At 37.8% G+C, this 19,780-nt stretch carries 23 protein-coding genes and 1 pseudogene; 14 read left to right on the top strand and 10 right to left on the bottom strand.

All coding sequences use genetic code 11. The features are described 5' to 3' along the window. Positions 1-49: 49 nt before the first annotated feature. Positions 50-325, bottom strand: a complete 276-nt coding sequence (locus V5M36_RS09155; protein ID WP_338558157.1) for a hypothetical protein — start codon at positions 323-325, stop codon at positions 50-52. A gap of 8 nt (positions 326-333) precedes the next feature. Continuing rightward, positions 334-582, bottom strand: a complete 249-nt coding sequence (locus V5M36_RS09160) for a hypothetical protein (RefSeq protein ID WP_338558160.1) — start codon at positions 580-582, stop codon at positions 334-336. A gap of 117 nt (positions 583-699) precedes the next feature. Between V5M36_RS09160 and V5M36_RS09165 the strand changes: the two genes are divergently transcribed. The 5 genes from V5M36_RS09165 to V5M36_RS09185 all read left to right on the top strand — a co-directional run bounded on the left by V5M36_RS09165 (position 700) and on the right by V5M36_RS09185 (position 2,966). After that, positions 700-1,464 (top strand): S24 family peptidase, encoded by a 765-nt coding sequence (locus tag V5M36_RS09165; RefSeq protein ID WP_338558162.1) that lies wholly within the window; start codon positions 700-702, stop codon positions 1,462-1,464. A 10-nt stretch (positions 1,465-1,474) separates the two neighbouring features. Continuing rightward, positions 1,475-1,690 (top strand): hypothetical protein, encoded by a 216-nt coding sequence (locus V5M36_RS09170; RefSeq protein WP_338558164.1) that lies wholly within the window; start codon positions 1,475-1,477, stop codon positions 1,688-1,690. Positions 1,691-1,783: 93 nt separating this feature from the next. Further along, positions 1,784-2,086 carry a hypothetical protein gene (locus V5M36_RS09175; RefSeq protein WP_338558166.1) on the top strand — a complete coding sequence of 101 codons (303 nt, stop codon included), beginning with the start codon at positions 1,784-1,786 and terminating at the stop codon, positions 2,084-2,086. 122 nt (positions 2,087-2,208) lie between these two features. Further along, positions 2,209-2,601: a DUF6232 family protein gene (locus V5M36_RS09180; protein ID WP_338558168.1), complete on the top strand. Its 393-nt coding sequence runs from the start codon at positions 2,209-2,211 to the stop codon at positions 2,599-2,601. A gap of 86 nt (positions 2,602-2,687) precedes the next feature. Next, on the top strand, positions 2,688-2,966 hold the full coding sequence (locus V5M36_RS09185) for a hypothetical protein (protein ID WP_338558170.1): 279 nt from the start codon (positions 2,688-2,690) through the stop codon (positions 2,964-2,966). Here the strand turns inward: V5M36_RS09185 and V5M36_RS09190 are convergent. Further along, the gene (locus V5M36_RS09190) at positions 2,961-3,362 is read right to left on the bottom strand and encodes a hypothetical protein (RefSeq protein WP_338558172.1); all 402 of its coding nucleotides are present in this window, start codon (positions 3,360-3,362) and stop codon (positions 2,961-2,963) included. The genes V5M36_RS09185 and V5M36_RS09190 overlap by 6 nt on opposite strands. Before the next feature lie 196 nt (positions 3,363-3,558). Here V5M36_RS09190 and V5M36_RS09195 point away from each other — a divergent pair, with 196 nt between their 5' ends. The 6 genes from V5M36_RS09195 (at position 3,559) to V5M36_RS09220 (ending at position 7,024) form a co-directional block, all read left to right on the top strand. Beyond that, positions 3,559-3,990 carry a hypothetical protein gene (locus V5M36_RS09195; protein ID WP_338558174.1) on the top strand — a complete coding sequence of 144 codons (432 nt, stop codon included), beginning with the start codon at positions 3,559-3,561 and terminating at the stop codon, positions 3,988-3,990. After that, entirely contained in the window at positions 3,990-5,066 is a 1,077-nt protein-coding gene (locus tag V5M36_RS09200) for an ATP-binding protein (protein WP_338558177.1), read from the top strand. The genes V5M36_RS09195 and V5M36_RS09200 overlap by 1 nt, the downstream gene beginning before the upstream one ends. Then, positions 5,063-6,304: a hypothetical protein gene (locus V5M36_RS09205; protein WP_338558179.1), complete on the top strand. Its 1,242-nt coding sequence runs from the start codon at positions 5,063-5,065 to the stop codon at positions 6,302-6,304. The genes V5M36_RS09200 and V5M36_RS09205 overlap by 4 nt, the downstream gene beginning before the upstream one ends. Further along, positions 6,301-6,444, top strand: a complete 144-nt coding sequence (locus tag V5M36_RS09210) for a hypothetical protein (RefSeq protein WP_338558181.1) — start codon at positions 6,301-6,303, stop codon at positions 6,442-6,444. The genes V5M36_RS09205 and V5M36_RS09210 overlap by 4 nt, the downstream gene beginning before the upstream one ends. After that, positions 6,444-6,716: a hypothetical protein gene (locus V5M36_RS09215; RefSeq protein ID WP_338558183.1), complete on the top strand. Its 273-nt coding sequence runs from the start codon at positions 6,444-6,446 to the stop codon at positions 6,714-6,716. The genes V5M36_RS09210 and V5M36_RS09215 overlap by 1 nt, the downstream gene beginning before the upstream one ends. Positions 6,717-6,802: 86 nt before the next feature. Further along, positions 6,803-7,024: a hypothetical protein gene (locus tag V5M36_RS09220; protein WP_067658070.1), complete on the top strand. Its 222-nt coding sequence runs from the start codon at positions 6,803-6,805 to the stop codon at positions 7,022-7,024. Between the two features lie 129 nt (positions 7,025-7,153). On the opposite strand, the pseudogene V5M36_RS09225 reads toward V5M36_RS09220, so the two are convergent. The 5 genes and pseudogenes from V5M36_RS09225 to V5M36_RS09245 form a co-directional block, all read right to left on the bottom strand. Continuing rightward, a pseudogene (locus tag V5M36_RS09225) lies at positions 7,154-7,606 on the bottom strand (SOS response-associated peptidase family protein); the annotation flags it as partial. A 58-nt stretch (positions 7,607-7,664) separates the two neighbouring features. Further along, a complete protein-coding gene (locus V5M36_RS09230) occupies positions 7,665-9,107 on the bottom strand; it encodes an aldehyde dehydrogenase family protein (protein ID WP_338558189.1) in 1,443 nt (480 codons plus the stop codon). Between the two features lie 178 nt (positions 9,108-9,285). Then, on the bottom strand, positions 9,286-11,448 hold the full coding sequence (locus V5M36_RS09235; protein ID WP_338558191.1) for a malate synthase G: 2,163 nt from the start codon (positions 11,446-11,448) through the stop codon (positions 9,286-9,288). 639 nt (positions 11,449-12,087) lie between these two features. Continuing rightward, positions 12,088-13,236, bottom strand: a complete 1,149-nt coding sequence (gene zapE, locus V5M36_RS09240) for a cell division protein ZapE (RefSeq protein ID WP_338558193.1) — start codon at positions 13,234-13,236, stop codon at positions 12,088-12,090. A gap of 130 nt (positions 13,237-13,366) precedes the next feature. After that, a complete protein-coding gene (locus V5M36_RS09245; RefSeq protein ID WP_338558195.1) occupies positions 13,367-14,377 on the bottom strand; it encodes an AraC family transcriptional regulator in 1,011 nt (336 codons plus the stop codon). A 166-nt stretch (positions 14,378-14,543) separates the two neighbouring features. On the opposite strand from V5M36_RS09245, the gene V5M36_RS09250 reads away from it, so the two are divergent. Then, positions 14,544-16,067: a flavin-containing monooxygenase gene (locus V5M36_RS09250; protein ID WP_338558197.1), complete on the top strand. Its 1,524-nt coding sequence runs from the start codon at positions 14,544-14,546 to the stop codon at positions 16,065-16,067. A 167-nt stretch (positions 16,068-16,234) separates the two neighbouring features. Further along, positions 16,235-17,143 carry a lysine exporter LysO family protein gene (locus V5M36_RS09255; RefSeq protein WP_338558199.1) on the top strand — a complete coding sequence of 303 codons (909 nt, stop codon included), beginning with the start codon at positions 16,235-16,237 and terminating at the stop codon, positions 17,141-17,143. 87 nt (positions 17,144-17,230) lie between these two features. Here the strand turns inward: V5M36_RS09255 and V5M36_RS09260 are convergent, their stop codons facing one another. Beyond that, positions 17,231-17,713 (bottom strand): glutathione peroxidase, encoded by a 483-nt coding sequence (locus V5M36_RS09260; RefSeq protein WP_338558201.1) that lies wholly within the window; start codon positions 17,711-17,713, stop codon positions 17,231-17,233. Then, a complete protein-coding gene (gene msrB, locus V5M36_RS09265) occupies positions 17,710-18,129 on the bottom strand; it encodes a peptide-methionine (R)-S-oxide reductase MsrB (RefSeq protein WP_338564129.1) in 420 nt (139 codons plus the stop codon). The genes V5M36_RS09260 and msrB overlap by 4 nt, the downstream gene beginning before the upstream one ends. A gap of 150 nt (positions 18,130-18,279) precedes the next feature. On the opposite strand from msrB, the gene V5M36_RS09270 reads away from it, so the two are divergent. Further along, the gene (locus V5M36_RS09270; protein WP_338558203.1) at positions 18,280-19,515 is read left to right on the top strand and encodes a pyridoxal phosphate-dependent aminotransferase; all 1,236 of its coding nucleotides are present in this window, start codon (positions 18,280-18,282) and stop codon (positions 19,513-19,515) included. Positions 19,516-19,780: the final 265 nt, after the last annotated feature.

Raw genomic sequence — 19,780 nt, forward strand, 5'->3', positions numbered from 1 at the left:
ATTCAATGCCTTCTAAAGTTTTGAATTGCTAAAAGCCTGATTCTCTAGATCAGGCTTTTTTAATGTCTAAAAGATCATTCCGATCTGATAAATCTGAGCGGTGCTCATCGATTTTATGGTTCTCTGTTAAGCCGAATATTCTTTGTTTAATCTTTGTCTCAGCTTTTAATTTCTGGAGATGAGGTTTGATTAAGTTTTCATACACGTATTCGCTTGCACCCTGTCCTGCACGCTGCATTTCACCCAACATGGATAATTGCTCTTTATGGTCTGAAGGCATATGCAAAGTAATGGATGCGTCCTTTTTAGGTTTTCTGTTAGTCATGGTTGTTCCTAGGCTGATAATGTTTGATTGCGGACATAATCAAAATCTGCTTCTGGGCAAAGCAGGTCACAACTAACTACACCATTACTTTCTTTGTCGATCTTAATTGCTAGGGAGGCACTGCATTTGCTGTTGCCATACATGATTTGATTCAAGTAACCAACTGTTGTTGAGCACCGTTCAGCAAAAGCGTCCTTGTCTTGAGCAGAAAGACTCATAAGAAAAGATTTGAGTTCGATTGAGTTGCTGGAAGACATGCTAAATCCCCTGATTAGTGATATTTAGTAAATACTAATTTCAATCACTAAACAAGTCAATCGGTATTTAGCAATTACGAATTTACTTTTTACTAAAAACTATATGAAATACTAAATATGGATAAAATTGCTTTAAGACGCACAAATTTGCGCACAGCTATTAACGCTGTTATTAAATCTAAAGGATTCAAGTCTGATGTGGCTTTCTGTGAGCACTATGATTTAAATCCAAGTCACATATCTCAACTACTAAATGGTCATGGGAGTTTCGGAGAACGAGCTGCTAGAAATTTGGAGCGCAAAGTTGGCTGGGAAGATGGTTTGCTTGATAAGTCTCTTTTGGCTCCCGCTGAGAGCCAAGAGGAAATAATATCAACAACCACTGGGGCTATTAAAATTTCACCAATCAAATTTAGAGATGGTGAGAAAAAGGCATCTAATGTCAAAATTCCTGTTTACAGGGATATAAAGGCATCTTGTGGTGCAGGTATTGAGAACTTTTTAGAAGATGTAAGTGAATATTTAGATATAGATCCATACATTCTTAAAATTATGGGTGTGCAAACCAAATCAGATAATTTAAGAATTATTTATTCAGATGAATACAGTATGTGGCCTACCGTAGCGCCTAACAGCCCCTTGTTTATTGATGTATCAGATAAAGATCCTGATGGTATAAAAAATGGCAATGTATATGTTTTTACCCACAATCATGAGTTAAGGATGAAGCGGATCTTTGTCAGCTATGCAGGCAGTAAGACTGTAAGGTTGGCCAGTGACAACCCAGATAAAGTTCGTTACCCAGATGAATTTATTACTAATGAACAATTAAACGAAATTAATTTTGTTGGACGTCTCGAATTGGCTCTAGTTAAGCCCTAAAGGAGTAAACATGAATAACAATGATTTATTAATTAATAGAATCATAGATAAATTGATTAGTGCCTCTGATGAAAATCAAGAATTATCACTATCTGTTGAAGAGGTTCACGAATTAAGAAAAGAATTAGGTGACACTGTTTTTATTCCAGTTATGACAATGGAAGAAATGGCTAAGAAGTGTGAAAGTGGTGAAATAGGCGTATCACCCTTTAATCAGGATAAATAACTGCGAACCAGACGCAAGCTATTTGCGTCTGGACAATATAACTCCATCCCTGCACAAGAATTAATTAAAACTCCTAAAAGAAAAGAGAAAATAATGATCGCAACACTTAATAAATCCAAAACGGCGCTATCGATTAATCGTCAAGAATTTAAATTAGCACTAGGTAAGATTGGTGCAGGAATTGATAAACAGATAGCCTCGCTTAAAAAAGCCAAGCAAAGCTATGACGCTGGGGAAATTGCACGCGAGGTCATTAATGAAGCAAATATCTTCGAAGCCATTATTGAGGGATTTAATGAAGCAGAAGGCACTAATCTAAAGCTGGCTGATATAACCAATATTGAGGTGGCACAAGGATGGTTAGACGAATTTATAGAGAAGTATTCTGAGTTATGAGTAAATATGACTACATACAACTAGGGGTGCTCTTTGTATTGGCAGCTTTAGCTTGGGCCTCAATAAGTTTTTAAACTGCGAACCCGACGCAGGACTTTAAAACAGATCGGGTGGAGAAAAAAATGAGTATTTATATGCCACAACCCAATGAAACTGAATTTTTTAACAATGGGCATACTGTTGTTACAAATGCAAGATTTATCGTAGATGGTCAAACTTATGCAATGAATGGGGTTACATCTGTAAAACAAGGAATCAAGCCTGCTGATAAAAAAACAGGTATTTGGTTGGTTATCATCGGTATTATTATATTTTTAGCAACAAGCGGTGGCGCTAAATTAATTGGTTTGGGATTGGTTGGTGTTGGTGCTTGGTTGATTTACAAGGCAAAACCTATTGCATCTGTAATTCTTCAATCATCTTCTGGCGAAGTTCAGGCACTATCGAGTGAGGATCTTAGTTTTATCTCCAATGTTGTGTCTGCACTTAATCAAGCAATCATCCATCGCGGATAGATTAAGTGTTAATTTTTTTCATCATGATGATTTTTGATCTTTAGCTGCGAACCCGACGCAGTCCTTTGGATCGGGTGGAGAAATGAATGACGAAGTACTTAATCAGCTACGATCTTATTGGTGATAAGGATTACGAAAAATTATTTGAGGCTATTAAATCGTTAGCCAATGGGTACTCTAGACCTCTTGAATCAGTTTGGATTATAGGTCATAAAGGAGCAGCCTCTGATATAGTTAACGCCCTATCACGATATATTGATAATGATGATAAATTGTTTGTCACATTAGTAACAAAAGATACTTCGTGGACTAAAACTCTAACAGACTCAACTAGAAATTGGCTTAAGAAGTATATTTGGTCATAATTTTGGCTCTGATGTGACCCCGATGTCATTATTAAAATCCTCTTGATCTTGAATCGCCTTATCAATCCACTCTTGGCTTGTATCTACAGCAGTATCTTCTAAGAGTGTGATTGACCCTTCATATAGTTTAACTCGTGTTCCTGCGGGAATTACACCGCATTTCATTTGATTGTTAGCACTAGAGCATCGAAGGGAGTCACAAAGGTTGATACCTAATAATCGTGCAATTTCATTAATTTGTTTTACTGGCTTTGTATGATCAATTCGCCAGTGTGTTTCATCGGGCTGAGCATCAATATTATCCGTTGTGACAGTGTTGTGATGAGAGTTTAGAGTTAATTGAATATCAATCAATTTTTCTCGAATATCTTCTATTTCTGATTTAGTTAAACTCATCTTAAAGACTCCAAATAACCCACCCTGCGTGGGTTTTCTTTTGCCTATTAAAACATAATACTAATTTAATTTACTAAATATTTAGTAATTACTATTGACATATTATTTAGTAAATACTAAATTACATCTCATCAGATAATAAAAAGCCCCGAGAACTTTCGACGGCGATCAGGGCTTTTCAACTTGCGAGATAATTATGAACACAAAACTAAATCCAATCAACTCCTTTACTGTTGCAGCCTTCGCTGCTTCTGTATCAATTGGTGTATTAGCATTCACATACGAGCCTAATTCATACCAATCACATTCTAGCCCAGTATCTCAATCAACTGATTCTGAATACGCCCTTCAAGCTTTGAGTATGAGCTCAAATACCCAAGGTCAAGCAACTATCAACCTTGACGGTTTTAAAGTTCAAGTTGCATTTGAAGTTGAACCATTCCCAGACAGCTACGGCGTACCCGGTTCAGAATTCACCGCTGTAGAAGTTGTAGATCTTCATAACGTGAATGTATTCGATGCCAATGGTAATCCATACAAAGACTTCACAGATCAGATCGACCATCGCTATATCAACCTGCTGATCAAAGGTCATATCGAAAAGCATAAATTAGTGGAGGCTGTGTAATGTCTGTATTCTTCAAAAAAGCTGAGCGTAAAAATGCAAAACTACGCCTTGCCCTTGCTGGTCCAACTGGTGCAGGTAAAACACTGGGTGCGCTTCTGATTGCTAAAGGTATCGGTGGCAAAGTTGCTGTTGTTGATACTGAAAATAGCAGTGCTGAACTGTATGCAAATGTCATGGATTTCGATAGCGCAAACTTACAACCACCCTATTCACCGGATAAATTTATAACTGCAATTCAGGCTGCTGAAAAGGCTGGCTATAACACGGTCATTTTAGACAGTATTACGCATGAGTGGTCAGGGGTTGGTGGCTGTTTAGAAATGGTAGATGCTTTAGGAAAAGGAAAATTCAAAGGTAATACGTGGGGTGCATGGAGTGAAATCACGCCTAAACACCGCAAATTCATTGATGCAATGCTTCACTCGAGTATCAATATCATCGTAACCATGCGTAGCAAAATGGATACGGTTCAGGTAGATGCTGGTGGTGGTAAGAAAAAAGTTGAAAAAATTGGTCTTAAGGCCGAACAACGAGATGGTATTGAGTATGAATTTACGACTGTTCTTGATATCACACACGGCGATAACTATGCAGTTGCAACTAAAGATCGTACTGGGCTATTCCTACAACCAGAACAAATTACTGAACAAACAGGTATAAAGCTTGCTCAGTGGCTCTCTTCAGGTTCTGCAGACTCAACCATTAATGGAAATCAGTATCTAGAATTAGAAATGTTAATGACACAGGCTGGCATTGATATTGATAAATATTGCGCTAAACGGAAATTAAATAGTCTGCAAGACGTTAGGCAACAAGTATTTGAAGAAACGTGCAACAGCATACGAAAAATTATAGATCAACAGGCGCAGTCGAACCAACAATCAGAGCAACAGCTACAACAGGAACAAGATTCCCTGCTTGAAGCTGATTATCAAAAAGCCTTGGTTGCAATTCAAAATGCTCAAAGTTCCAGTGAACTTCAATATCCTGCAGATTATTTCAAGGGTGGTAAATACGAACAGAATATTTTAAACGCATGCCAGGCAAAGATGGACATGGAGGGATGGTCAGAATGAAAACTTTAAACGGACAAGAAGCTTTTGCGGCATTAATGGCTGGTAAAGATATTATGTGTCGTGCTATCGGTAGCTTAATTGAGTTTGACGACCTAAATCAATTCCCTGCTACCATTTTTGCTACACCAGGGTATGAATTTTGCGTCAAGATTAGTGAAATCACTATCAATGGATTTACGTTTTTAAAGCCGTATTCACTTGATGAGCTTGCTGAAGGTCAAGACGTATTTTTGCTTGGAAATACAGGCAGTATTATTAAAGGTCAATTTATTCCTGAATATGAAGATCTTGTATTTGCTGTAAAAAATGGTTCAGTTCAACGAGACTTTGAAAGTGCTCAAAAACAAGCAAAAGCTATTCAGAGTTTATTGGGTATTGATAATGATTTGGTTTTAAAAGTTGTAGATTTTAAAGAGTTTATAAAACCTGCAACTAAATCAAAGAAAACAACACGTAAAAAAATGACTGATACCTCAGTGGCCATTGCTGAGGTTAAGCCATCAGACGAGGAATCTACAGATTTTCCTTGGGAAGCTACTGTTGATACTGCTACCAAGGCGGAAACTAAGCATGCCTATACATTAGATGAAATTGAAGTAATTGAAGAAGATCCTCTGAAAATTGTTGAAAAGTTCGCAGCGCAAATCAGTGCATGTACAACAACAGATCCAGTATTGAAACTTCGTCACTCTTTCGCTGCTAACGGTCACCTAGATGATACTCATGTACATCATTTGATGAAGTTGGTTGAAGATAAGTGCCTAGAGCTAGATCCGGAACAATACACACCTAAGACAGGGATTGAGATTATCTCTCAAGAAAATGTCACGACATCTGAAGATAGTTTGATAAATGAAACTGTGGGGCAAGAAATTGCAGCTGAAAAAGCGATCAAACACCAAGAGCACTTGAGTGAAATTCTTAATGATGTTGCTTTGGCCAATAGTCCTGCAGAAGTTAATGCACATATTCGTTACACAAGATCATGGACTGAAGAGCAACGTAAACCAGTTATGACTGCAATTAATAAACGTCTAGTTGAGCTTACTGCTGTCAATCCCGTTGAAATTTCTCAACCACCATCACTCATGGTACGCATTCAAAGCGCATCAACCGAACATGAATTAAATGAACAACTTCCTGAGGTTCGCTCTCGTCATCCTGACATTCAACCTAAATTAATGGATTGCGTTAAGAAGCGTCGTTTTGAGCTTGAGAATAAGGTGGTGACATCATGAGTTTCAACTATTCGTCAATCACCCGGACACTCACAGTGTTCGGGACAAAAATGACACATATATTCAATAACGTGGGTGTTGGTGAAATTGAGCACTTAATTATAGATGCAAAATTTAAAGAAGCGACGTGGAGAGCATGATGAAAATAAATGACTTAAAACTAGAAGGTGATGCTAAGGAAATTGCTGAGCAAATTTTTCAGCAGTTTGTTTCAAAAGTATATGAAGAAATCAAATGTCATGATGCTGACAAAGCAAGTGAATTTGCTTTCTGTATGGCGGGCAATGCAATTGGGTGTCTTTTCAGTATTACGAAGCCTGCGAAGGTTCAAAAGGTTAAAGGATTGCTTGTTCAATATGCTGACCACATGGCTGTTCAGGCTATGCAAAATCGCAAAGCTGAGTTTAGTTGAGGTAGTGTGATGGAAATGTCTCTTTTACTTACTGAGATAGCAATGGTGATTTACGGACCAATATTGATTGAAATCTGGAGCTGGTGATGGGTGTTGCAATTGATTTAACAAATACTGAACGTCGCATTTCTACTGCTGAGTTTGCCTTACGAATGAATATTTCAGAAAAGGAACTTTATGCCAGAATTAATGATGGTCGGGTCAAATCACCGATGAAGGATGGGCGAAAAAACTATTGGCTGAACAGCTATGTTTTGGAGTGTATTGTAAATACAGATGGTGATAACATGGACACCATGGATGCGTAAGTACAAGTATAAAAAATAGGTCGCACTTAGCGGCCTTTTTTTACAATAAAACTAAATGTGAGTAATATTGTGAGTAATAAGACCATGAAAACAATAATTATAGTTTAAAAACAAATACTTATATTAACAATGATGACTTGCATCCATAGTAAGCATCGCGGCTGATCGCACAACTTTATTTTGAATTTTGGCAACTTCGTATAAAGCTGCAATAAAAAATCCTTGACCATCTTTGCGTCGAATTCCCCAGCGTTGAGGACGACCATTTACGTATTTAGATTCATAAAACTCAGAAACAGGAATGACGCCAAAGTTACATCTCTGAAAAGCCTCTTGAAAACTTCGCTTCTGATGTAAGGTTTCGCTACGCGCATTATATGTTTTTTTGACCAATGATGGGTCTTCCACCCATTTAGGAATCAATCCAAAATTTAACGAACGCCATTCTAAACCTTGATCAGATTTGAATAAAAGTGGCGTTTGATAAAAAGGAAATATTTCTTCTTCGTATTCAAAAGGTATATTTTCTAAACCCAAAGCTTTTAACTGTTTGAGCGTAATCGGTTTATAGTTTGCACACATCAAAAATAAGCCCATCGAAATGAGCTTATTATAATTGTTAGATCAGCTTAAAATGTTCTTATTTGTTGATCGTCACCCAATGCGTGCGACTAAATTCTTCTAAAATCCAGTGTCCATTAAAACGACCCAGTCCAGAGTTTTTCTCACCACCAAATGGCGCAATTGGATCATCAGCAACTGAGATCGCATTGATATGGGTCATTCCAGCATCTATCCCTAAAGCAAATGCCAAACCGCGCTCTTTGTTTGATGTACACACAGCACTGGATAGTCCAAATCGTGTGTCATTCGCCAGTCTTAGAGCATGTGCTTCATCTTCAGCCTTGATGATTGGAAGTATCGGACCAAAACTTTCTTCTTGAGCAAGGTCTGATTGAGGGTCAACATCAATAAAAATGTGTGGTGGTATCACGTTTCCTCGAATCTCACCTTTTAATGCTAACTGGGCACCTTCTGCAACTGCTTTTTGAATAATTTCTTTAAGTTTTTCGACTTGATCTACATTAATAACCGGACCTATCAGTGTTTCTTCTTGACTAGGATCTCCACAAGAAATTTGTTTGGCTCTTATCAATAATTTTTCAATAAAAGCATCATAGATTTGAGCATCTACAATAACTCGATTGGTGCTCATACAAATTTGGCCTTGGTGTAAAAAACGCCCCATAACGGTGAGTTCTACAGCCAAATCTAAATCCGCATCATCGAGTATCACAAGGGGTGCATTACCACCTAGCTCTAAAGCCACACGTTTTATATGTGTACCACTGACAGCAAGTTTGCCTACACCCTGTCCAACTTCGGTCGATCCTGTAAATGAAATCAACTTAGGCACAGCATGCTCTACGAAATAGTCACCTATTTCACGTCCTAAACCTGCGACTACACTTAAAACACCTGTTGGTAATTCTGCTTCTTCAAAAATTTTGGCCAACAGTAAACCACCAGTAATCGGTGTATCACTTGCGGGTTTAAGTACCACAGTATTTCCAATGGCAATGGCTGTGACCACTGAGCGCATACTCAAGTGGAATGGAAAATTCCACGGGCTAATGACAGCAATCACACCAAGCGCTTTTTTGTATACCCAGCTATGGCGTTCTGGATCAGGAGATTTTAATTTACTATCCAGCAAACGATTTGGAAATGTTGCAGCCTCATGAATAATGGCCAAAGCCGCATCTACTTCAATATTGGCTTTTAAACGCGTACTTCCCGACTCTTCTATAAGTAAATCAACGATTTCTGTACGACGCTCAGAAATAATCTCTGCAACACGAATGACTAAACTTTTACGTGACGCTGCATTCGTTTTAGACCATGTAAAAAATGCTTCTTGTGCGGCATGATATGCGCTATCGACATCTGCTGTACTGGCTGCTTGTAACTCTAAAATGGTCTTTTGATTATATGGGTTTGTATTTTTTATAATGTGCTTTGACGTGCCTTGAATCCATTGTCCCGCAATATATTGTTGATTATTAAATTGATATGTTTGCATGATATGACATCCCTATTCTGAAGCGACTGAATGACGCTCATACTTACTCTAGGGTGTAATTCAGCCAAGTTCTAGTTAATTTACCAATTGCATAAACTTGATTAGCTCAATTGCATAAAAAAGCCTCCGAAGAGGCTTTTTTATTTAAAACGTTAGTCCAAAAAATTTGGCAGTGATATTAATCACCTGTATAGCCTTTTAACTTTAAACGTGCCGCATGTAAAAGTGGCTCTGTATAACCAGACGGTTGTTCAGCACCTTTAAACACAAGATCATAAGCTGCTTTATATGCAAAACCATCGAAGTTTGGTGCCATAGGTGTATAAAGTGGATCATTGGCATTTTGCTGATCCACAATTGCAGCCATACGTTTGAACACTTCTTCAACTTGCTCTTTTGTAACGATACCATGGCGTAACCAGTTCGCTACATGTTGTGAAGAAATACGAAGCGTCGCACGGTCTTCCATTAAACCAACATCGTTAATGTCTGGCACTTTAGAACAACCAACACCCAAATCTACCCAACGAACCACATAACCTAAAATACCTTGAAGGTTATTTTCAAGTTCTTTGGTTTTTTCTTCAGCAGTCCAATTGGTATCTTTAGCAAGCGGTGGAGTTAACAAGTCATCCAAAGGTAATGCCTCTGTAGCCAACAATTCTTGCTGACGATTTGAAACATTAATTTGGTGATAATGAATCGCGTGTATTACCGCACCTGCTGGTGATGGTACCCAAGCACAACTTGCACCGGCATCTGGATGCTCAGTTTTAGTTTTATACATATCTAGCAACATATCTGGTTTTGGCCACATGCCTTTACCAATCTGTGCTTTACCACGTAAACCTGTTTGCAAACCGACCATAACGTTACGGTTTTCGTACGCTGGGAACCAGATTTGACCTTTTACTTCGCCCTTACGAACGAATGGGCCAGCTTCCATAAAGGTATGAATTTCATCGCCTGTACGATCCATAAAGCCCGTATTAATGAAAATAGTACGGTCTTTGGCTTGAGCAATACAATTCTTCAAGTTGACAGAGGTACGGCGTTCTTCATCCATAATCCCTATTTTCAACGTTTTTGCTGGCAAGCCTAGTAATTGTTCAGAACGTTCGAACAACTCAACTGCAAATGCTACTTCTTCAGGACCATGCATTTTCGGTTTAACGATGTACATCGAACCTTTACGTGAGTTCTTGATCTCATTTTCACCTTTAATGTCTGCAAAAGACAATAATGGTGTAATCAATGCATCCATGATGCCTTCATAGATCTCTTCACCATCGACAAGAATCGCTGGATTAGTCATCAAATGACCGACATTACGAAGTAACATCAATGAACGACCGTGAATCTTGGTTTCACCACCAATCAAGTTTTTATGAGAACGATCTTGATTCAATGTACGGGTAATAGTTTTGCCATTTTTCTCAATTGATTCTTCTAAAGTGCCTTTCATCAGACCTAACCAATTACGGTAGCCTTCCACTTTTTCTTCAGCATCTACAGCTGCAATAGAATCTTCTAAATCTTGAATCGTCGTAACAGCAGCTTCTAGCACTAAATCTTTAACGCCAGCAGCATCAGTTTTACCAATTGGGCTAGTCGCATCTATCTCAATGATTACGTGTAGACCATTATTTTTAAATACAATTTCATTTGGCGCAGATTCGTCACCATTATATCCAACAAATTGCGCTTCATGCGCTAAAGTCGTAGTGGTGCCATCTTTCAGCGTAACGACAAGTGCATTATGATCGACTTTGTAGCTGGTCGCATCTGCATGTGAACCTGCTGCAAGTGGAAAATTTTCATTTAAGAAATTTTTTGCGAATGCGATGACTTTATCACCACGAACTGGATTATATCCCTTACCTTTTTCAGCGCCACCGTCTTCAGAGATCACATCGAAGCCATATAAGGCATCATACAGTGAACCCCAACGCGCATTTGCTGCATTAATGCAATAACGTGCGTTTCGAACTGGAACCACCAATTGAGGACCTGCCAAAAGTGCGATTTCTTCATCGACATTTTCTGTGCTGATCTTAAAATCTTCTACTTCTGGTAATAAGTAGCCAATTTCTGTCAGGAAAGCTTTGTAAGCTCCTAATTCAAAAGTGTTATTGCGGTGCCATTCATCAATTTTAGCCTGAAGGTCTTCGCGCTTAGCCAAAAGTGCTTTATTTTTAGGGCTAAGATCAACAACAACTTGTTCAAAGTTTTTCCAGTATGTTTCGTTGTCTAAACCAGAACCTGGTAATGCTTCATTTTCGATGAAATCGTAGAGTTCTTTAGCAATCGCTAACTTGCCTTTTTGAATACGTGCAGTCATTGTCTTTCCTGATATTGCTACTTTTTATACAAGAGAATCTAGTATACCTATTTAAACATTGCTGAATAGTAATATCACACAGTGAAATAGTGATCATTTAACTGGCATATTTTGTATATCAATTAAACTAAATCGGCATGAGCAACTACATCATCAATTTAAATATGCATCTACATTTTATAAAGTTTTATAAATGTAGGAATTAGACTTAAGTGCATGCTGAGGATAAATATAATCAGCTTCGCACAATAATTCACCAACCTACTTTGATTAAGCCATGAAAAGTACAAATTGTCGATAATCACCATTATTCATTTTGTTCTTTTTTTGACGGTGCATTTTTAATTGATGATCAATAACTGTCAAAGTTTACGGATTGTGACCACCATTCTCTAAAATGAGAGGTGATCTAGATCTAAAACTTTTGAGTCAATTTAGATAAATATATAAAAATGAAGCGCTACTATCTGACAAGTAGATCGAACTAGAGAATTTTTTAATTTTTAAATCTGAAATATTAGCCTTGACCGCAGCATAAATTACTCAGAGTTAGCAATGATTTTTTTTATTTCTAAATAAAAAAGAGAGCTTGAGCTCTCTTTTTGTCCAGATAAAATTATATCAAGTTTTAGTTAATCATTAAGCAGATGATGCAGCGGCTTCAATTTGAAGATGTGCTGATTGTAAATATTCATCAGATTGCATTTCTAAGAGTCTTGAACGCGTTCTTTCTATTTCAAATGCCAGTTTTTCACCACTATAAATATCAATAATACTGGCTTCTGAGGTTAATAATAGCTTTACACCGCGATCATAAAACTCATCAACCAAATAAATAAAGCGACGTGTACCTTCAGACAATACGTCATCTAAATTCGGAACATTACTCACCAAAACGGTATTATAAATATTGGATATTTGAATGAAATCTGAAGGACTTCGAGGTTTCATACACAGTTCTTTAAATTCACACCACAGTACATCCTCGGTATGACCTAAAGTTTCAACTAAGCGTTGATTAATAATGATCGGCTCATCACTGACTGTTTGTGATTGCGTCAATGCGGCAAAGCGTTGAGCCATCCAAACATTGTGATCATGTGTCAGTGGTGATTTAAACAGTTGCGCTTGTTTCAGCACTCTTAAACGATAATCCACACCCGCATCTACATTTAATACTCGGCAGTGTTTCTTTACCATTTCAATCGTTGGAATAAAACGATCTCGATGGATACCATTTTTATATAATCCATCTGGCGCAATATTCGAGGTTGCCACCAAGGTAATGCCACGTGTAAATAGCTTTTGAAAGAGGTCACTCAAAATCATTGCGTCGGTAACGTTTGAAACAAAAAACTCATCAAAACAGATAACCACAGCTTCTTTATAAATTTGCTCAGCAACAATATCGAGTGGGTTTTGTTGTCCAGAATTGCGATTTAGTTCTTTATGCACATATTGCATAAAGTGATGGAAATGCATGCGTGTCTTACGGCGAAATGGGATTGATTCATAAAACTGATCCATCAACCACGTTTTGCCACGCCCTACTCCACCCCACATGTAAACACCTTGGGGAGACGTTTGACGGCGAAAACGACGGAATGCTTTTTTAGACGCTTTATAACGCGAAATCAACTCTTCCCAAACACGGTTTAACTCATGTACCGCTTCGGCTTGAGCATCATCTGCCATAAATTGTCCAGACGAAATCGCATTGGCATATCGCTCTGATGGAGATTTTATTTGTGTACCTAAATTACTCTGATTCGATTTTGGATCTAACATAAAATTTATTTACTATTGTGGGCTGATGGAAGTATATCTAAATAATGGATTTGTGAAATAACACTTTGGCATAATGCTCAATATTCAACATTTAATCTTCAGCGTTCAAGCTAGGCTATTTAACATTAGGCTATTTACCATATTGTCTTGGACTTTGTCCAAACCATCGTTTGAATGCATGATTAAATGCCGCCGGCTCTGAATAACCTAACATTTCGGCAATCACTTCAATTGAGTATTCTTTATATTCAATGAACCTTAGCGCTTTATCCTTAATCAATTGCTCTCTAATTTCTTTATAACTGGTATTAAGCTGCTGTAATTGATAACGCAACGTCCGCTCTGGAATATTGAGTGCATTTGCAGTTTCTGCCATGGTAGGTATAAATCCTTTCTGCATCTCAAGATAATCATTCACGCGTTCAACAAGACTGCTTTTGTTTAAATTTTCACTCCCCAGTCGTTGAACTTCTAATTCGCATTTGGCTTTATAAATATTAAATGTAATGGCATCGGCCGAAGGGATTTTGAGCTTTAAAATTTCAGGCTCGAAACCGAAGCTGGCATAGGACATATCAAAATTTAAATTGCGACCATAATATTCATAATATTGATTTAAAACGTCTACATCCGTAGGCTTTTTAAATGGAAGTTCAACTTGGATTTCAGGCATGATCAGCCCAACCATTTTATAAACATCTTGGATAAATTTATAAGTGCCAGAAATTTCGCATTGCGCTCTTAAGAGCCCTAGAGAGGTTTCCATTGATACAGGTTTATACGTCAATGCCACCATTTCACTCGACATCGCTAAACCTAATACGCCTGATAAATGCGTGAGGCCTTGATAATAAATACCATTTTTTACAGCAATTTCCGCGGTTGGACTAGTAACCAATAACATTAACATTGGGCCGTAGCCTGCTAAAGCGTAATGCTGGCCGATTTTTAGCCCTAATTCAGATGGAATATCTTTTGCAATCACTTGAAGAATATCCCACTCAAGATCTGGATGAATAATAGCACTCGGATCTAATGCATTTGCTTGCAACCCAATACTCTCTAAGCGTGTATCTACATCTATACCCACTTGACGCATGCCTTGAATTAAATACAACAAACCGAGTATGGATCTTTTCATTGGAAATTTTTTGATTCTTCATTTTTACAATTTGATTAGTTTTACCTGAAACTGGACACAAAGAATATTGCCGAAAAGATCAATTTTTGCTGCCTGCATAATCATATTCTATTTTCAAAAAATTCATTAAGATGGCATTGCTCATAAAATTATATGGAAATATTCTATGCAGGGTATCGATAAAATCAAAACATTAGCCCCAAGCACCTCAAAATATAAAGTCGCGATTATTGGTTCAGGTTTTGGGGGTATTGCAGCAGCGATTCGCTTACTTCAAAACAATATACGTGATGTGGTGATTTTAGAAAAAGCCAGTGATGTCGGTGGAACATGGCGTGAAAATCAATACCCTGGTGCGGCCTGTGATGTACAATCTCATATGTATTCCCTCTCGTTTGCAGCCAAAACCGACTGGTCAAAACGCTATGCTGAAGCACCTGAAATTTTAGAATATATTCAAAACTTAATTAAAAGTTATGAATTAAACCCGCTTATTCAATTTAATAAAGAAGTCATTTCTACCATTTATAACGAAAACGAATGTCACTGGGATATTCATCTAAAAGATGGGCAGCAATTACAAGCTCAATTTTTAATTTTTGCTTCAGGTCCATTGCATATTCCTCAAATTCCAAACATAAAAGGGATTGAGAAATTTAAGGGTGAAATATTTCATTCTGCATCATGGAATCATCAGTATGATTTAAACGGTAAAGCAATTGCCTCGATTGGAACAGGCGGTAGCGCAATTCAATACATTCCAGAAATTGCGCCAAAAGCAGAACAACTTTACGTCTTTCAACGTACGGCTGCATGGGTAATTCCCCGTGACGAACGTCAATACAATGCGCTGGATAAACGTTTGTTTGAAAAGTTTGACTGGTTTCGTAAATTACACCGTGCGCGCCTCTATTGGTCGAATGAATCTCGCGTCGTTCCGATTGTTAAACCTCAAATGATGAAATTAGGTCAAAAGCTTGCTACGGCGTTCATTCATTATCAGGTAAAAAATAAGTCCATCGCTAAGAAGCTGACACCAGATTATACGATGGGCTGTAAACGCATCTTGGTATCAAACAAATATTATCCTACGTTTAATCGCCCCAATGTTGAATTAGTGACTGATGCTATTGAGCAAATCACTGAAGACAGCATCATCACCAAAGATGGAACCAAACGCAAAATTGACTGCCTCATTTATGGCACAGGTTTTATTACCGACCCAAGAATTTATCTAAAGTCTTTTCAGTGCTACGGCGAAAATAATCTTGAACTGAAAGATGCTTGGCAAGAGGGTGCAGAAAGTTATCTTGGCATGAGCACCAAAGGTTTTCCGAATCTATTCCAACTCTTAGGTCCCAACACAGTCTTAGGGCATAATTCTGTTATTTTCATGATTGAATCTCAAGTCAATTATATTGTGCAATTGATTCAAGCTTCAGATCAGTTAAAAGTTGATGCAGTCGCTGTTAAAGCAGAGGTTCAAGATCAATTTAATGAGAAGGTTCAAGCGCAGTTTCAAGGCACGGTTTGGCAATCAGGTTGCGTGAGCTGGTATCAACAAGAAGGTGGAAAAAACTTCTCTTTATGGCCAAGTTATACTTGGAAATACTGGTTAGACACACGTAAAGTGAAGTTAGCGGATTATCGTTTTTTATCTAAAATACCGTATACTCTTAGTACGTCTTAATTATTTGTCAAAATCAAGAGCCAAAACCATCAGCTAAAAATCAGCAAACAAAATTTAAAACTAATTAAGCTAAAAACCCAATAAGCACTGAAATAAAGTGCTTATTGTCATTTTATTCACTTGGTAATTTGTCATAATTGTATACAACTACTCATACAATATTTTTTATGCAATCTCTTTGGCTTATTTTTCAACTTCTCATTTGTTTATTTCTCGGCTTTATCGCATTAGGACGTCTACCTAAATCGCTTGAAACTTTTGCTTTAAAGTTACTGCCCTACTTTACCTATATCTTGCTAGTGGCAATCGCCATTGAATTCGAACAAACTTTATATAGCATAAGCTCTCCAGCACTCATTTTAACCAATGCGATTATTCTTGCCTTCACTACCTCTGTGGGTGCATTCTTATTTTGTTATCTACTTTATAAAGCCATTGGTTATCAGCCAACCCAAGGTAAAGTGTCCTTCAGTTTACTGACCAAATCCTTAATCAATATTAGCTATGCTTTTCTCGCCTTATTATTGGGTTATGTAATTGCCGTCTTGATCAGTCAACTTGAGCTAAATATACATATCAGTTCATGGAATCTATTATTGGTATTTATGTTCTTGATCGGTCTAGATTTGGCTCGCTCACCTCTTGATCGCTCTTGGCTCAACTGGAAAATACTTCTTGTACCTGTAGGATGTATTATCGGATCTATATTTGGTGCATTTATCGCGGCGCTAGTGATCCATAATATCAGTTTGAAAGATCTTATTATGCTTTCGCAAGGTTATGGTTTTTATTCAATGTCAGGCATTGTCGTCACTGAGCTTAAAAATGCTGAACTCGGAAGCGTTGCTTTAATCAACGACTTATTCCGTGAGATTTTTGCCATACTTTTTATGTATATGATCGGTTGGCGTTACCCCCGCTCTGCCATCTCTTCAGCTGGTGCAACGGCGATGGATGTAACACTGCCTATGGTCAAACAAGCCTGCGGAAATGAGTTTATTCCTCATGCCATGGTGAGTGGTTTTATTCTTTCAATTTTAGCGCCAATATTATTAAGTATATTGGCGGCTTTATGATTTCAAGCTAGACCTTTATAAAACTTTAAAACAAAACATTAAGCAAAAAAAATCAGCTATAAGTAGCTGATTTTTTTAACCAGACCATCAGCCAGCCAGTGCTTTTTCGATATCTTCTTCAAGCGTTTCAGGCTTCGTGGTTGGTGCATAACGATTTAAAACTTTACCGTCTTTACCAATCAGAAATTTAGTGAAATTCCATTTAATCCCACTGCCTAAAACCCCTTTACTGTTATTGGTTAAATAACGGAATATCACGTGAGCTTCTGGACCTTTGACATTAACTTTTGCAAACATTGGAAAAGAAACACCATAATTTCGTTGGCAGAAAGCACCAATTTCCTCATTGTCGCCTGGGTCTTGTCCGCCAAATTGATTACACGGAAAACCAAGCACTTCTAAACCTTGAGCATTATATTTTTCATATAATTTCTCGAGTCCAGCAAATTGCGGTGTAAAACCACATTTACTTGCCGTATTTACAATCAACAACACCTTGCCTTCATAGTCAGATAATTGTTTATTTGCGCCTTCTAATAATTCCGCTTCAAACTGATAGATGTTGGTCATGGATAGGTTTCCTCATCATTTTTCTTTTCTGTTTTTAATTCTAATGACGCAGAGTTTACGCAATAACGTAGTCCTGTAGGTTCTGGTCCATCCTCAAACACATGCCCCAAATGTGCGTCACAGTGATGGCAAACAATTTCAGTCCGGTTCATACCATGAGAGTGATCGTCATGCTCTTCTATTGCAGAAGGATTAATCGCTCGATAAAAGCTGGGCCAACCACAACCGCTGTCGTATTTTGTTTCTGAAGAAAATAACGCTTCTCCACAACAACGGCAGATATATGTACCATCTTGCTTGGTATTCCAAAACTTACCAGTGAATGCTGCTTCCGTACCTTTCTGACGGGTAACCCGATATTCCTCAGGCGATAACTCTCTTTGCCACTCTCGGTCTGTTTTATTGAGTTTTCCCATGATTAACTCCTTTAAATCTTTGACATTCAGTGTCATGCTTCAGTACCTTCATATTTACGCTAGAGCTCACTAAATTTCTAGCTAAATTTCTACATAGATTGTGATAATTGGTAATCTATATTCACTCACCCAGAATAATTGGATGGAAATATGTCCGTTTTAGGTAACACATCACCACGACAAATAAAAAAATCGTCAAAGCTCGAGCATGTTTGCTACGACATTCGTGGACCTGTGTTACGCGCCGCCAACGAAATGGAAGAAGCAGGACATAAGATTATTAAGTTGAATATTGGCAATCCTGCTCCTTTCGGTTTTGAAGCACCCCAAGAAATTATCAATGATGTTGCTTTGAATTTACCGAATGCGATTGGTTATACCGACTCTAAAGGTATCTTCCCTGCGCGTAAGGCAGTTTGTCAGTATTACCAACAGAAAGGCATTTTTGATATGGACGTCAATGACGTATATATCGGCAATGGTGTCTCTGAACTGATTGTAATGTCTATGCAAGGTTTATTGGATGATGGCGATGAAATGCTGGTTCCAATGCCTGACTATCCGTTGTGGACTGCGGCTGTAAACTTATCAGGTGGTACTGCGATTCACTATAAATGTGATGAAGAAGACAACTGGTATCCGGACATTCAAGACATGGAAAACAAAATCACGCCAAATACGCGTGGTATTGTGATTATTAATCCGAATAATCCGACTGGCGCTGTTTATCCACGCCATGTTTTAGAAAAAATAGTCGCTTTGGCGAAAAAATATGATCTGATTTTATTTGCAGATGAAATTTATGACAAAATCGTTTATGACGGTATTGAACATGTCTCTGTAGCCGCACTCGCAGGCAATCTACTGTGCGTATCATTCAACGGGTTATCTAAATCTTACCGAATCGCTGGTTTCCGTTCGGGTTGGATGGCAATCACAGGCGATAAATCCCGTGCTGCAGATTATATTGAAGGTTTAGACATGTTGGCCTCTATGCGTTTATGCGCTAACCATCAAGCCCAATATGCCATTCAAACTGCTCTTGGAGGTTATCAATCGATTAATGATTTGATTCGTCCAGGCGGCCGTCTTTATGAACAACGTAATATTGCTTGGCAAATGCTCAATGAGATTCCTGGCGTATCTTGTGTTAAACCTGAAGGTGCAATGTATTGCTTCCCTAAACTTGACCCAGAAATTTATCCGATTCAGGATGATGAACAGTTGATGCTAGATTTCCTAAAAGCAGAAAAAGTGCTTTTAGTTCAAGGGACAGGTTTTAACTGGCCAACACCCGATCATTTCCGAGTGGTATTCTTACCTGCTGAAAATGAACTTCGAGAAGCGATTAATCGTCTGGATCGATTCTTGTCGAAAATGCGTTAATCATGACTTGATTGATTCTTGAGTATGCCCTGAATGATTCTTGAATGAATGTTGAGTGAGTATTGAAAAGCTTAGACTTTAGGGTTTAAGCTTTTTTTAAATAAATTTTATTAATTCATAATTTCAAATTTACATAATCTATTTAAAACAGCTTTATCCGCTTAGACACGAGCACTATCAATTTAAATGATCTAACGCAGATTCCTATTTATTATTAGATATATTCAATTTCATATGATTCGTTTACCTTACGACATGGCATAGA

The sequence above is a fragment of the Acinetobacter sp. KS-LM10 genome (assembly GCF_036896575.1).
Taxonomy (GTDB): domain Bacteria; phylum Pseudomonadota; class Gammaproteobacteria; order Pseudomonadales; family Moraxellaceae; genus Acinetobacter; species Acinetobacter avistercoris.